This is a genomic window from Streptomyces sp. NBC_01775 (assembly GCF_035917675.1).
Lineage (GTDB): Bacteria > Actinomycetota > Actinomycetes > Streptomycetales > Streptomycetaceae > Streptomyces.
Genome location: NZ_CP109104.1, coordinates 9,047,871 through 9,061,594, shown reverse-complemented (window position 1 = coordinate 9,061,594; position 13,724 = coordinate 9,047,871). Strand labels below are relative to the sequence as shown.

At 66.6% G+C, this 13,724-nt stretch carries 10 protein-coding genes and 3 pseudogenes; 5 read left to right on the top strand and 8 right to left on the bottom strand.

Translation table 11 applies throughout. The features are described 5' to 3' along the window. The first annotated feature begins 701 nt into the window (after positions 1-701). Complete coding sequence (locus OHB04_RS40240; RefSeq protein ID WP_326685672.1) at positions 702-1,367, top strand: hypothetical protein; 666 nt, start codon at positions 702-704, stop codon at positions 1,365-1,367. Positions 1,368-2,386: 1,019 nt separating this feature from the next. On the opposite strand, the gene OHB04_RS40235 is transcribed toward OHB04_RS40240, so the two are convergent. Beyond that, entirely contained in the window at positions 2,387-3,991 is a 1,605-nt protein-coding gene (locus tag OHB04_RS40235; protein ID WP_442815065.1) for an ISL3 family transposase, read from the bottom strand. Positions 3,992-4,422: 431 nt separating this feature from the next. Next, positions 4,423-4,647, bottom strand: coding sequence for a DUF6233 domain-containing protein (locus OHB04_RS40230; protein WP_326806454.1), 225 nt, complete (start codon positions 4,645-4,647; stop codon positions 4,423-4,425). A 495-nt stretch (positions 4,648-5,142) separates the two neighbouring features. Between OHB04_RS40230 and OHB04_RS40225 the strand changes: the two genes are divergently transcribed. Then, positions 5,143-6,252: a hypothetical protein gene (locus OHB04_RS40225; RefSeq protein WP_326685676.1), complete on the top strand. Its 1,110-nt coding sequence runs from the start codon at positions 5,143-5,145 to the stop codon at positions 6,250-6,252. Positions 6,253-6,553: 301 nt separating this feature from the next. Here the strand turns inward: OHB04_RS40225 and OHB04_RS40220 are convergent, their stop codons facing one another. Next, on the bottom strand, positions 6,554-6,985 hold the full coding sequence (locus tag OHB04_RS40220; RefSeq protein ID WP_326685677.1) for a hypothetical protein: 432 nt from the start codon (positions 6,983-6,985) through the stop codon (positions 6,554-6,556). A 68-nt stretch (positions 6,986-7,053) separates the two neighbouring features. After that, a protein-coding gene (locus OHB04_RS40215) for an IS5 family transposase (RefSeq protein ID WP_326685678.1) occupies positions 7,054-7,870 on the bottom strand; the annotation gives its coding sequence in 2 pieces (ribosomal slippage) (positions 7,054-7,522 and positions 7,521-7,870; 819 coding nt in all). A 14-nt stretch (positions 7,871-7,884) separates the two neighbouring features. Here OHB04_RS40215 and OHB04_RS42095 point away from each other — a divergent pair. Both OHB04_RS42095 and OHB04_RS40210 read left to right on the top strand, forming a co-directional pair. Then, positions 7,885-8,178 (top strand): annotated as a pseudogene (locus OHB04_RS42095) (DUF6349 family protein); the annotation flags it as partial. Positions 8,179-8,887: 709 nt separating this feature from the next. After that, positions 8,888-9,316 carry an ATP-binding protein gene (locus OHB04_RS40210; protein WP_326685679.1) on the top strand — a complete coding sequence of 143 codons (429 nt, stop codon included), beginning with the start codon at positions 8,888-8,890 and terminating at the stop codon, positions 9,314-9,316. Between the two features lie 21 nt (positions 9,317-9,337). Here the strand turns inward: OHB04_RS40210 and OHB04_RS40205 are convergent. Continuing rightward, a pseudogene (locus tag OHB04_RS40205) lies at positions 9,338-9,433 on the bottom strand (ASCH domain-containing protein); the annotation flags it as partial. Between the two features lie 255 nt (positions 9,434-9,688). Further along, complete coding sequence (locus OHB04_RS40200) at positions 9,689-10,195, bottom strand: hypothetical protein (protein ID WP_326685680.1); 507 nt, start codon at positions 10,193-10,195, stop codon at positions 9,689-9,691. Positions 10,196-11,918: 1,723 nt separating this feature from the next. Between OHB04_RS40200 and OHB04_RS40195 the strand changes: the two genes are divergently transcribed. Continuing rightward, a complete protein-coding gene (locus tag OHB04_RS40195) occupies positions 11,919-12,314 on the top strand; it encodes a hypothetical protein (RefSeq protein WP_326685681.1) in 396 nt (131 codons plus the stop codon). On the opposite strand, the pseudogene OHB04_RS42090 reads toward OHB04_RS40195, so the two are convergent. Together OHB04_RS42090 and OHB04_RS40180 are read right to left on the bottom strand one after the other, a co-directional pair. Continuing rightward, positions 12,279-13,062, bottom strand: a pseudogene (locus OHB04_RS42090) (transposase). The gene OHB04_RS40195 and the pseudogene OHB04_RS42090 sit on opposite strands and share 36 nt — an antisense overlap. Then, positions 13,059-13,661 carry an NAD(P)H-dependent oxidoreductase gene (locus OHB04_RS40180; protein ID WP_326685682.1) on the bottom strand — a complete coding sequence of 201 codons (603 nt, stop codon included), beginning with the start codon at positions 13,659-13,661 and terminating at the stop codon, positions 13,059-13,061. The pseudogene OHB04_RS42090 and the gene OHB04_RS40180 overlap by 4 nt, the downstream one beginning before the upstream one ends. Positions 13,662-13,724: the final 63 nt, after the last annotated feature.

Here is a 13,724-nt window from a genome sequence, read left to right as displayed (position 1 = left end):
CGCTCCGCGCCGCTGAGTCGGGTGTCTGGTGGGGCTGCCACCTTCGGTGACGGCGGGGTGGTGCGGTGGTTGGCGGTGTGCGGGTTCAGGCAAAAGACGCGGGCTGGAGGGTGAGGGTTGGCCTTGCCTGTTTGTGCATGTGGTGTGGGGTTTTGGTGGGGAGGGGACTGGTCGGGGGTCCGGTCCCCACCCCCGGTGCGCGGTGCCGGCCTGGACGAACCGGTGGCCGCTCACGCTCCCGTACCGCTACAGTATGTACCCGCCCGACGATGGTCCACAACCCCCGAAACCTGACGACACGTCACCGGAACCGTTTCCGGATCCCTTGCAGAGAGGTCTACACCACTCAGTGGCTCCGCCACTGGAAAACACCTCAGTCAGGCCCCGGAACAGGGGTCTCAACGGCCTCAAAAACGCGTAAGAAGCGACTTCTTTGCCAGTGGGTTGCCATCCAGTGCCAAGGGAGACAGGAAAGCGCTGTAGGCGAGCCGTGGAAAGGGAAACAAATGGCACACGACAACCTGAACGAGGATTGCGAAAAGAGCATGTATGAGGATGCGCCCTGCTCTTGCGAATTCCGCACCCGCGAATACGACAGCGCCTCTGTACGAGGAGAAGGGCCGAGTTCCTACGACGGTCGAATGGCAGGCCCCTCGCTCGACTGGTAGCGAATTCCGCAACACGACGGAAGGGAAACAGAAATGGCGCACCATAAGACGCCCAGCAGTTTGGGGCCCCGTCAGTTAGCTGAGCACCTCGGGATCCCGGAGTGGCAATTCGACCGCGCCCGCCGACTCGACCGGGTGCCGGCGCCCGACCGAGCCCGTGGCCGATGGTCGAGGGCGACCGTCGAGGACATCGCCCCGCGCCTGGACGAGGTTGTCGAAGCGGCCGGCTCGGTGCCGGACATGGGGGCCGTCCGCGCCGCTGAACACCTCACCCAACGCCTCGGGATGGACGTGACGCCAGATGCCGTGGCCGAGCTGGCCCGGCAGGGGCTCCTGCGCACCGTGGAGCCCTACAAGGGCAACAACGCCTACGACGGCCAGGACCTCGAAGCGCTCACCGACCGCGTGGCCGTCGAACGCGCCGGCCACGACGGCGAGCAGCTGCTCCGCGACGAGGTAGCCGAACGGCTCGGGGTGCGCGAGGTCGACGTCCAGCACCTCGTCCGGGCCGGCCTCCTCACCCCAGTGCGGTGGGTCCGCTCCTGGCACCAGCGGCGCAGCGCAGCACCCTGCGTGCCCCTCTACCGCGCCGCAGACCTGACCGCGCTCCAGGAGCGCCACGACATCAACTGGAGCGCTGTGAGGGCCACACCGCGCGGACAACGCTCACCACCCACCTCTCTGCCCGACGCTGGATGAGCAGCCGGCCAGCCCCGACCACAGCGGCCCGAGCACACGCCACAGAGGCATCAAGTCGAACTTCAGCATCATGATCACCTCGTTCACGAAGGCCCGCCACTCCTCAGACTCAGGATCTTGCCGCCGGCGTGCTCCTTGACGAAAACGATGTCGCGGTCGTCCTGCAACGAAGTCGACGGTGAACTCAACGACCAGATGCGGACCGCCATGCCGGAGAGCCCAAGAAGTAGAGACAGGGCGCTCCGGCGACGATGAGGTTCAGCGCTGGCTGTACCAGTACCCAAGCGCCAGCAGTGCCCCGTTCCCCAGGAGTTTGACCGCGACGCGGGTCGCTTCGTCAGCTGCGGTTGCCGCGATTCCACGCAGCCCACGCCCCCTGCCCTGGCGAAGAGGTCCCGGTATCTCCAGCTCGAAGGGCGGCTTGTCCAGCCGATGACAGTTACTGCACTGACACTGCGAGCCCGTAGGCTCAGGAGTAGCTCTGATGGTGGCCTCCCAAGGTCATCGTGAGGTGCTTCATGAAGGTGGCCCTCTGTCTCGCACACAGGGGGCCACCGCCATGTTCAGCAGCAGCCCCGACGGGCCGGGATCATTGTGCTGCACCCCACCGACAGCACGTTGCGCGCAACCCCCCAGACTCGAACGAGCATTCGGCACCCTGTACCAGTGCGGCCTTCCAGGAATACGCCACACACGACAACCCCACCAGACACAACCCCGGTCGGCGTAGGGCGACGGCGTCTCTCAGACCTTGCCCAAGCAACGACTGCGGCCGATTACCAACTGGGCTCGTGACTACCATGCGCCCCGCAAGGTCCCGGGCCGGAATCGCCACTCAGGGGGCAGCACCAGGCCCGAGGGCTGGTCAATCTTCAGCAGGATGAAGTACACCAGCCCGAAGGCGATGAACACCGGTGGAAAGCAGCAGCCGGAGAGCACCGCTGGCTTTCAGGCGTTGATGCTGGCTTTATCGACCACCAGTGGTTCTGGCTCAACTTCCGTGACGTGGCCACTCTCTGTCACGCAAATAGGACGCGTTTGCGAAGAAGTTGGAAGCCTGCCCGTCCGAACATCTGACGCTTGAGCATCTTGATCCGGTTGACATGGCCTTCGACTGCGCCAGAGCTCCAGGGCAAGGTGAGTCCGGCGATGACGGCGTCGCGATCGCGGTCAATGCCGGCCGCGAGGGTGTGAAGGCTGGGCAGGTTGTCGCTGCGGACGGCGTCGAGCCATTGCGGGAGACGGTGGCCTTGGCGCTCGGTGAGCATCTCGGCGAAGGACCGAACGTGGCCGGTGAGGGCTTCGAGTTCAGGGCAGTCGGCCAGGACTTCCTTCAGCCGGGTGTGTTCGGTGTCGGTGAGGGCCTCTGGTCGGCTGAGAATCCACCGGGTGACAGCGCGAGGTGTTGGCGGCTGGGCGGTGACAGGGCGGGGTGAAGTGCGCTTCTTCCTGATGTAGGCGCTGACGATGCCGTAGCTGCCGTTGTAGCCGAGCAGGATGATCTCCTCCCACAGCGTCCAGGCGTTCGTGCATCCCTCATCCCAGCGTTTGTCGAGGTAGGGCTTGTACTCGTCAACGGCCGTGGCTCGATTGAACCGGTACTGGCCAGTGAACAGGTCTTCCGGTCTGGCGGCGTCAGCCAGGCTCTTGACTGTTCGGTGTGTCATATGGAGCTGACAACCGATGGAACGGCGGCTGTGGCCAGCTTCGAGCATTGCGTGGACGGTGACGTGTCTAGCCCGGATGCGGTTGGCGAACCGCTCACTCTTCCACGGCGAGGCCGGAGTCTCCCCTGACAGCACAGGCTCGTCCGTGTCCTCCTTCCCGACCGATTCGGGCAGGAGGACGCGCAGACACTGGCGATGGCGGGCGACAGCACGCTCGGCAGCATCACCGAGGTTGCTCCACAAGTGCCACTGGTCAGCGACCTGGATGGCTTGTGGCGCCCCGGCCCTGGCGCCTTCCGCGAAGAAGGGCGCACGGTCGCGGCATACGACCTCGATCCCGGGACGGGCGGAGAGCCACCCGGCCACGCTGGACGCCTCCCGGTCGGGCAGCAGGTCCACCGGTCGCCGGGTCTCGACATCGACCAGCACGGTGCCGTACGCATGGCCTTTGCGGGTGGCGTACTCATCGACGCCGACCACCCGAGGAGACGGGATATCCGGTTCTGGCAGGGCTTGGACCAGGCGCAGGACCGTGCTTCGGCTGACGGAGATGCCCAGAACCGCGGACAGTCGGGCACCGGCCCGGCCCGCCAGGGCGAGACCTACCGAAGCGAGCGTGGAGCGCAGCCGCTCGGTGCGCTGGCCGTGCTTCCGGGTCAGGCCGGGTATCTGCTCGACGAAGGTCCGGCGCGGACACACCCTGTCCAGACACCGGAAGCGCCGGACGTGCAGGCGGAGTACGACTCTTCGCCCACCGCTCGGGACATCGGCAGGAAACCGCAGGTAGGAGCTGTGAACCCGAGCCGACGAGATGCCGCACTGCGGGCAGGCGGCGCCCGGCGAAGTGCCTTGCGCGTCAACACGGACTATCGCGATATCGACGTCTACCGACAGCACCGCGACGTCCGCGATCGCCGGTAACAACAGCTCCTGCAACCGGAGTACAACTTCTCTCACGGGCGAGACTGTCAGCCCCACCGCGACGATCACGATCTATTTTCGGTCTGCTTCTCGCGCCACCCGGCAGCCGCCAACCGTCACTCAGAGTTGCCCTTGCACGGAAGTTGAGCCAGAACCGTGTGACGTCGATAGAGCCACACGCGCAAGCCAGGACCGTGCCCTTGAGCTCTCCGCTCCGACCAGCAGCATGACGCGCGGCCTGCTGCACATCGACGCGGCAGCCTGCTGGCTACGGGAAGGCGACGCCGCGCGGGCCTGTAGCACTGCCACGACGGCGCTTGCCGAATTCCTCTCCGGATGGCGAAAGGGCCTCACCCCACACCCGCGCAGCCGACCTCTACCGCAGCATCCCTGCCCGGAACCGTCAGGAATCCGCCGCCCGCGACCTGCGCCAAGCACTCGCCAGAGCCTGAGACAGAGAGCCTGCGCTATCCATCCCGGCGGTCTTCATACTCGGCGGAGGCCGACCAGGTCCGCGGCTTCCGGTCGGGGCGGCATACGTCGCACACCCGGGCCGCGCTCATGTCCGCCAGCAGGGCCGGCGCCTTCGCCGCCGTCACCAGCCGCCTCTTCCAGTCGCCCCGGGCCTGCCAGCAGTCCTTCCGGTGCACGTACCACTGCGGCGCCTCATTCCGCACACCCCGAGTACGCACCGCCAACCACTGCCGTCCGCACCCTTCGTCGGCACCGCGTCGTAGCGCTCGCCGGGAATCGGGGTGATGGAGTCTGCCGCCACGGTGATCCGGGTCGGTGCGGCCTTCGCCTCTCTCTGCCGGTCGGCGTGCTCGTAGCGGGTGGGCAGGATGGCCTCACAGGCGAACCACCCGGCCGTCCGAGGTGCGCTCGCGGGCGGTGACGATGACGTCAAGCTGCTGGCCGTCGGGCAGGGTCGCCCACGGCCCCGCACGGGCACGCCACCCACTCATAGATCGAATCTTAGTTCGATATTGGTCAAAGTGCCCGGCTGGGTCGATGATGATCCGCCCGACCTGGACTTCGGCGACCGCCGAGGGCAGCGGCGCGGGTCTCCCCGCTCAGGTGAGGAAAGGGGCCGTCGGGAGGGTAGTGGTTGGCCGTACGAGTCCGCCTCCGAACGCGTTCCCGCATCATGGTCCTGAACCGGGAGCGCTCATCAAAGAGAGCCCAGCATGCCGCGATACCTGAAGATCCACGAGATCCGCGCGATGACCTACCTCGAACTCAAGCGCTGGTGGGAGGTCGACTTCGATGTCCTGGTCTCAACGGCCGTTGCCGAGGCTGACGGTCGCGTCGACTCCACTGTTTCCGAGGCTCTGAACAGCGACGACTGGATTGAGCAGTGGGCTGACGCCCTGTACGCGGGCGCAGGAGAACTTGCGTCGAGTATCGAGCGCATGGCATTTACCGGTGATCCGCGCTTGACGAAAGTGAAACGCCGTGGGGGCGTCGTTCTCCAGCGGATGGGACAGGTCAACGGGCTTCTGAAAGCAAGGCGCGCAGATCAGGGCTGGGAGATGCTGGGTGAGCATCTCAAGGATGCCCGGCTCGCAGCCCTGGCGATCTTGGCCAAGCACTACCGTGAGGAATACTTAGAACTACGAGCACAGGAACTGGCCCGGCGCGGCCTGCCTTCGGATCATCCGTTCTACCACGTGTCCTACCGTGACGTTTTTGACGCCATCGAGGATGCCGTCACAAAAGGTCTGATCGACGCGCCGTCCGACAGCGGGAGAATACAGGCTCTGCTGTCCGCGCCGCCGGACGAGCTCACTTCCCTGGCGGCCGGCGACACCACCCACCAGCAGGACCGCTGTGACGAGCTTCGGCACCCGCTGCTCCTGCGCCGATGGGCCGGAGCCTTGGAACACCTCCGCGACCGGCACTGTGAACTGGCCGGACTTGAGCCAGTGTTCACCACTGAACTCACGTCTCTCGACATGAAGGCTGTGCGTTCGTTGAAGGAGGAGGACGCCTGGGCGCTCATCAACCGGCGCAGGTTCATCCGTGCCCTGGGCCAGCGGTGGCGCGAGTGCCAGATGCACGTCCGGCAGCTGGGCCGGGTTGCCGCGCAGCGGAAAGAAGACGTCGCGAAGCCCTGGCATGAGGCGGAGCATGCCGCTCGCCAAGAGCTGGGCCGTCGATACCCACAGCAGTTGGATCTTCTCATCGCAGGCTTCACCCCCTTCTGCGAGCCTGGGACCACCCGGATCAAAAGAGGAGCTCTGTCGACGCATCAACGAGGACTGCTCGTCAATGAGCTCAAAAAGTCTCTGCCGTGATCTATGCCCTTCCCACTGCCCGGCCCAGGACGCCGCCTCGTGCCACCCAGCAGCGACCGCCGCATCATGCGGCGACTCGCTCCGGCACTTCGGGAGCGCCGGCCCCCCTTGCGCGCCATCGCACAACTTGGCGCGCAGCCCGTGCAGGCACGGCTCGGTGAACAGCTTCTGCGACTCGGGCTTCAGCGCAGCCTCGGCACGACCGTACATCCTCAGTGATCGTTGCAGTCGGCTGCGCGTTCACCCAGTGCTGTCGTTCAGGATCCCCCCGTGTGCGATCCTGCCAGGCCAACGGAGTGGCTCACTGATTTGACAGCGATTGGACCGGTTCTCGGTCCACGGGAGAGTGGGGGCGCTCGGCGGGTGCTGCGGCGGCGGCCTCCCGTGCCGCGCGGGTGCAGGTGGCGAGGTGGGAGAGAACACTGTTGAGGATCTCGAATCGGTCGCTGGGGCGGCGGGAGGGCAGGCGCTCGATGGCTTCCTCCGCTGCCTCCTGGACGTGGCGCGTCCAGGAGGCCATGTTCTGGTTCGGGTCGGTGGCGGCGGCACGCCAGTCGCGCTCGTAGGTGACGAGCCTGCCCGACAGCGTGGCGTCCTGGCGGGCGGCGACGTGCGCCGGGTCCAGACGGAGGGCGGTCAGACGGGTGCGCGCGCACATCCACGCGCGGGCCGCGCGCACCCCCGCCACGCCCACTAACCCCAGCACACCCGTCACGGTTGTCAGCGTCTCCATCGAATCCCCTCCCGGTTCGCGGTCTCGGGCACCGCATGTGTGCGGGCACCCGGCCCTTAGACCGTGTCCTATGTGGTGAGGCGGATGAGTCGTTTGTAGCAGCACAGGGCGGCTGCGAGGCCGAGGAAGGCCAGGTAGTTGCCCGGGTCGCATTCGTAGCGGTGGTTGAGGCGTCGGTAGCCGGTCAGCCATGACATGGCGCGTTCAATGACCCATCCGCGGCGCCCTAACCGCTCGCTGGACTCGATGCCTTTGCGGGCGATGCGGACGCCGATGCGCTTGCCGCGCAGCCATCTGCGCAGGTCTGGCCGGTCGTAGGCTTTGTCGGCGTGCAGCCGCTGAGGTTTGAAGTACCGGCCTCGATCAGGGTCGTGTCTCGTTTGGTGACCGGCCACCATCGGCTTCAGCCCTTCGCTGTCGTGGACGTTGGCGGCGGAGACGCCGACGAGGAGGGGCAGTCCGTTCGCGTCCGACAGAACGTGCATCTTCGAACCCGGCTTGCCCCGGTCCACAGGCGACGGGCCTGTGTGTTCGCCCCTTTTTCGCCCTCACGTGGGCGGAGTCGAGAACGACACGGGTGACGTCGATGAGGCCGGCGTCATCGAGCCGGTGCAGCACAGTCTCATGTAGCCGGCCCCAGACGCCCGCTCTCGACCAGATCACGAACCGACGATGGGCCGTCGACTTCGATATCCCGAAGCACGGCGGCAACGACCGCCAGGCACAGCCACTGACCAGTACATAGACGATCGCCGCGAACACCGTCTCATCAGGCGTGTCCTGCGTCCCGCCACCCTGCGGCCGGACTCTCGACGCCGGGATCAGCGGCTTCGCGACCTCCCACAACCCGTCCGGAACAATCCAACTCCACGTTCCCCGCCCCATACACAGACCAACGTCCGCCTCACCACATAGGACACGGTCTTACTCGCCGCACCAGCGACGACGCCGAGGAGTACCGCGGGGCCTGCCTCGCCTGCACCTGGGAGGACGAGGAGCGCACCGGTCGCACCGCAGACCGCGCCGCCGTCGAGGACACCCACGACCACGCGTTTCCCGGGTGGCGCACCCTCCTGCCCCTGCTCGGTCCCGCCGGCCAGGAAAGCGCCCGCGTATGGGCCCTCGTCCGCGCCCTCTACCCGCCCCGCTGGCTCGACGCCGGAGCCCCCCAGCTCGTGCGCCGTGCCACCGCCAGCCCGCGCTACCGGCTCCACATGCCCCCACCCGCCCGCACCCGCCCCCCCGTTCCCGAGTCCACCTGCCCTCTTCTGAACGCTTTCGCCGGGGCGCGCTCCCAGGCTCGCTGCCCATCAGCGGCGGGCTGCGCCACGGCGCCGGGGCGGCCCGTCCCGTCACGACCGGAGGACTACATGCCTGTCTATCTGCCTGAACCGGACCGCCCCGACCACGGGGGGAACCGGCTTTCCCTGAACGCACACGTGGGCCGTCCTCGCGACCAGTGCGGGCTGCTCCCGACCAAGTACGTCACGCTGTACGAGAGCATGACCGGCCGTCAGCGGTGGGGCGGGTACGGGCGGTGCACGATGGAAGGTGCCTGTTCTTCCTGCCCGGTCCAGCGAGAGCACTTGCAGGGAGCCGAACTGGAGTGGCCGCGGGGGACCCCCGTCCTGCGGGCCCGCTCCGTCCCCCTCCAGCCGGACCCGAGGCATGTCTTCAGCGACCCGGCGGCCGGACACGAACGACTGTTCCTGACACCCCTGTGGGGTGCTGAACCAGTCATTGTCTCTTTTCGCGAGGTGCGCAACGCTCCTGGGGTCTCGATGGGCCGGGCCTTCGACGAGGGGGAGGCGACCGGCTTCTGGCTTCTACGTGACCGCCCGGACGCGGAGCAAGCCGCCGTCCATACCAAGGAGTTCGCCTCGCCCACCCGGCACGCCCTGTATGCGCGGCGCGGAGGCCCGCGCAGCGCCCTGGTCTCCTGCTCGGGCGGCTGCGTGCACGGCTCCATGGCTCTGGCCCGTCTGGCGCTCGACCTCACGGCGCCCGAGCAAGGAGCGGCTGGTCAGGGAAGCGAACTTCCCCAGGCCCAAGCGGCTGGAGGACTTCGTCTTCGCGGAGAACCCGAACGTCACCCCGGAACTGGTGGGCACGCTGGCCGATCCGGCCTGGGCGAAGGCCAACCAGCCGCTCTGCCTGATCGGTGACAGCGGCACCGGCAAGTCCCACCTGCTGATCGGCATCGGAACCGCGATCGCCGAAGCGGGATTCCGTGTCTGCTACACCACCACCGTCAACCTGGTGAACGAACTCGCCGAGGCCGCGGACGAGAGGAAACCTCGCCCGCACCATCGCCCGCTAGGGACGCGTTGACCTGCTCTGTCTGGACGAGTGTGTCGTGGAAGTCTTGGAACCGTTGAGGATCGCCGCAACGAGTTGGTCGCGCAGCGGGCCGGGGAAGGCGAACTCGGCCCTGGGTACCGATGCGAGATCGCCGGTGAGACGGCGTCCGTCGTCATGCGGTCACCGTAACAGCCCACCTGCGGTGTGCTGGTTCGGTGTTGGTGGGTTGGTGGGTGTCGGTGATGGCGTGCCAGGTTGCGGTGGGACACCCGTGCACAGATCGCGTAGCCGGCCAGCCCGGGGTCCTGCCCTCGGTTCCCGGAGCACCCCAGGCTGAGCCGGTGGCTGATCACCCGTGGCCGGAGAATGCACTCACCGGTGATCAGTCATCTGGCGCGAGCTTCACTCGACACCGCTGCACTGGCGCGCCCCGCCTGAGTTGTGGTTCCGCACCTGCTCGGAATATGTCGAGCCTGGGACTACGTCGTCCTTGGTCTCAGGCTCCACCAGCCGAATGCGGAAGCGGAAGCAGTCCCCTTCGGCCAGGTTCCATGGCTGACCATCACCGGCGTCCACGGACCCTGTGCCTCCGTAGCCGGTCTCGGTTCGCAGCCGGTACTCGTGAGTGTCGGGATCGTTGCTGACGTTCCAGACGTCCAACTGCACATCCTTCCCGTCGTCCTGGCGATCCCATATTTTGACTTTGTCGCCGTCGAACTGGATTGAAGCTTGTCCTCCCGTGTCCCCCTCGTCCGCAGTGTAGATGTAGTGCCAGTCCGCTGCTATGGCCGGCGAACCTTCACTTGCCGTCACGCGGTCATCAGCCTGCGCGGTAGGCACCCCGAGGACGCCCAGTGCCGCTAACAGCAAAACGCCGGCACCAATGTTGCCGCATTTTCCGATCCTCATGGTTTCCCCCTGAGTCGAATTTGCGACTCCTAGTCGAAAAGCACGCGTGACAGCCGTGCCCCCAGGGCCGCCCGAGGCGCGATTGCCTCACTTCGAAAGGGTTCCCGTTGCTCTGCGAAAAGGCAATACGGTTTAGGGAATTCTAAGTTTGCGGGAAAAGACGGAAGGAGAATCTTCGCTTCCGTCGGACGATCTCCGCCTCCCTCGCCGCCGCGCCTGATGCGCTCCGCCAGCCGGAGAACACTCGTTCGTGATGAGGTGCGGCGGGCCGTGCTTTCGGGGACAGCCCGGACCTGCCGGTCACCTACGAACCCCTTGGCGTGACACCAGGAGAGCCCACCCTGCACGCAACCTGGACGCACACCGACTTCCAATCTACGACCGCCACGCACTCATCGCCGGTCTCCCCGTCCCGCACAGCCCGACCGACGTCGACTCTCAGCAGGATGCCGCCGAGGCGGTCACCGACGCCCGTGCGGCCGTCGCCGCCCTGGTCGCCGCCCCCGACGCCCTGAAGACGCTGCTCGACGCCGGACTGCCCGAGCTGCTGCACGCTGCCGCCCAGTGGGATCCCGCGGCGAACCACGCCACAGATCACGACCGCGAGACGGCCGCCGTACAGCTCGCACAACGGCTCGCCCGCTTCGGCGAAGCCGTTCAGCTCTACTACAGCCCCAACCGCGGGAACAGCCGGTATGAGGGTTACCGCCTGAAGAAGAGATCGATAGCCGTGCCGGGACGCGCATCGTGCCGCCCGGCAACTCCTGTGACGCCAAGGGGTGCGAGGAAGCCAACTTCAAGGCCGTCTTCCATCCGATGGCCGGCAACGATGACCTGCCCTGCATCGAGGTCGCTGGCGTGACGGTGTTCACCTATCTGGACCCCGACACGGGCGCTGTCGGGGTGTCCGTGGATCTGGACACGACGGAAGCACAGCTCGTCCGTCCCGATGGCACTGTGCCGCTCCGCATCGATGTCCAGGACACGGTGGTTCTGGAGGACACTCGGCGCAGTGCTCCTGTGAACCACGAGCAGGCAAGTTCGGGGGCGCGTGCAGCCGAGAACCCGCCTGCCAACTGGCGCGGCTGTCGCGACTCACGAGCGGGTTCCAGGGCTTGGCCTATCAAGATTCCTGGAACCCGCGCGCTTCGGACCGGGCACAGTCGAAGATCCGCGCCGACGAAGCCGGACACCTCGGAGCGGGGCGCAGACTGGTCGCCTTCGGCGCCCGGCCCCGCCGCACGGACGAAGACAGGGCCCGCTGGCTGGCCGAGCTCGAACAGGTCGGCGCGACGGTGCTGGACCACCACGGCAACCACCGCTTCTGCGGACGGTTGCCGCGTGTTGCCGCTTCGCGGACGACTACCAGGACGCAGGTCTCTCGGCCGATGAGAACCGTCCAAGGTGCCCCGCTCCTCCCGCCCGGCGGCCTGTTCACCACGCGCACGGGCGAGGACGTCGCGAACCTGGTCGAGGCACTGCACCCTCAACGGCAGTACGGGGCCGCCCAGCTTGCTGCCGAAACGACAAGGGAGCCGCCGCACTTCGGCCTGCCACGGAGTGGCCCGGCTCGGGTTGTGCGCTGGGGGCTCGAGATGTGCGTACTTCACGCCTGCACTACCCGGAGGTTCACTCGTTTGGGCGCTGTGCCTTAGAACTCCTAACGGAATGACTTTCTGGGGTCGACTGCCCGGTGTGAGGTGTCGTCGGGCAGCATGGGGTGATGCACTTTGATCCGCCGCTGCCTCGCGAGGTGAAAGTCATCGATTCGGCCTCGCTGTTCAGGCTGGAGGAGCGCGCGTGTGCCCTCAGCCTGAACTCGCGGTTGGACCCGGCGTGGGTGCAAGCGAATGCGGCGCATGACGGAGCCCACTACCTGTGGCCGGTCTTGTGGAACAGCTTGCCGGACGTTCCGCGTCAGCTGCGGTGCGAGCTGTTGACCACTCTGCGTGCGGGAGACCGCGTGGTGAGCTATCTGGACGTGCTTCCCGAAGACTTCGCCCTGCTGCCGAGGGTGACCTCGCGCGAAGAAGGCATGCAGGTCAGTCAGCTGCTCGACCGGGTTCCTTCGGTCAGGGAATGGCTACTGCAGGAGGACAAGGACTCGGGTCGACTGTGACAGGCGTCGCCAGCAGATGAGTGCGCATCCCAGCATGAGGAAGGCTTCGTGGATGTCGTCGCGGATCTCCCAGCGGATCCGCAGACGGCGGTACCAGTGCAGGTGGGCGAAGGCGCGTTCGACAACCCGGCGTTGGGTGCCAAGTCCGGAGCCGTGTTCGGTATCGCGTCGCGCGATCAGTGGCTTCACGCCGAGTACGCGGACGAGGCTGCGGTACTTCTCGTGGTCGTAGCCGCGGTCACCGAGCACGGTGTCGGGGCGGCGCCGGGGCCGGCCGCGCTTGGGAATCCGGCCGGCTTTCTTCGCATCCAGATGCGCCATGTGCCCGGGCCAGCGAGCGGTGGTCTTGCCCGGTTCCCGGTTGCTGTCACCGCAGGGACCGAGGAACCGGCGGTGTCCCAGACCCGGCTTGGTCAAGTGCCGCGTGATTGTACGGCGGTTGGGCGTGTGCCCGGGTGCGGCGAGCTCGTGAGTGATCCGCTGCGCGGATCACTTCTCGTTCCGCCGTCAGGGTTCGGTCTTCTCGATCACCCACGCCGGTGTCGCACGCGGACTGCGGTGCGGGGTCGAGGGGCGGTCGAGCAGGTCGAGGTCTCCGTGACGGCGCCACCGGTTCACCCACTTCGACGCGCATGCCCGGGAGATTCCCATCTCGGCGGCGACAAGGGGTGATCGGAGGGGTCCGACAGTGCTCGATCAGCCGTCGACGTCCCTCGGCAGGCAAAGGTGCGTTCGGATGCGTGGTCATGCTCGCGTCGAGCGGGCATGGATGGCTCCACTGATGGTCCGCACCGCCTGGTCGACGCTCTGCGCTGTGGCCTCAGGGGAATCCTGCTCGGACTCGTGGATGAATGCTGTGGCGCCGCGCCGGCTGCCGCAGTAGTCGATGATTCCGTGCTCGATCTGTGTCCGTATTGCCTTCTCGTACCCATGGCGCTCGTATGCGCCCGAGTCGTCGCCGGCGATGGGCAGAAGGTGCGTGGTGAGTGTCTGAAGTTTCGGTCGCAGACCCGAAGTCGGGGAGTACTCGAAGGCCCAGCCGTTGATAAAGACACGGTCAATCCACCCCTTCAGCAGTGCAGGCATTGACCACCAGTACACGGGGAAGATCAATACGAGGTCGGTGGCGCGTTCGAGGCGATGGTGCTCACTGGCGATGTCGGCTGGATAGTTGTCCCCCTCGTGATATGCCCGGCGGTCCGCCAGGGTGAACTTGGGGTCGAACCGTTCCTTGGACAGGTCGGCGACCTCAACTGACGCGGGGTGGAGTGCTGCCTCGGTTCTTCCGAGTACGTGATGCGTCAGGGACTGGGGGTCTGGGTTCGTGGCGACCAGCAATGTGTGCATCGAGAGTTCCTTTGACCCGCATGTAACCTACTACTAGTAGGTTACATGCGGGTGAGAGACTGC

What these genes read in the sequence shown, in the direction of transcription:
- OHB04_RS40240 (WP_326685672.1), top strand. Translation starts at nt 702, where the DNA reads ATGGCGCACCATAAGACGCCCAGCAGTTTGGGGCCCCGTCAGTTAGCT.
- OHB04_RS40225 (WP_326685676.1), top strand. Translation starts at nt 5,143, where the DNA reads ATGCCGCGATACCTGAAGATCCACGAGATCCGCGCGATGACCTACCTC.
- OHB04_RS40220 (WP_326685677.1), bottom strand. Translation starts at nt 6,985, where the DNA reads ATGGAGACGCTGACAACCGTGACGGGTGTGCTGGGGTTAGTGGGCGTG.
- OHB04_RS40210 (WP_326685679.1), top strand. Translation starts at nt 8,888, where the DNA reads ATGCGCGGCGCGGAGGCCCGCGCAGCGCCCTGGTCTCCTGCTCGGGCG.
- OHB04_RS40200 (WP_326685680.1), bottom strand. Translation starts at nt 10,195, where the DNA reads ATGAGGATCGGAAAATGCGGCAACATTGGTGCCGGCGTTTTGCTGTTA.
- OHB04_RS40195 (WP_326685681.1), top strand. Translation starts at nt 11,919, where the DNA reads ATGCACTTTGATCCGCCGCTGCCTCGCGAGGTGAAAGTCATCGATTCG.
- OHB04_RS40180 (WP_326685682.1), bottom strand. Translation starts at nt 13,661, where the DNA reads ATGCACACATTGCTGGTCGCCACGAACCCAGACCCCCAGTCCCTGACG.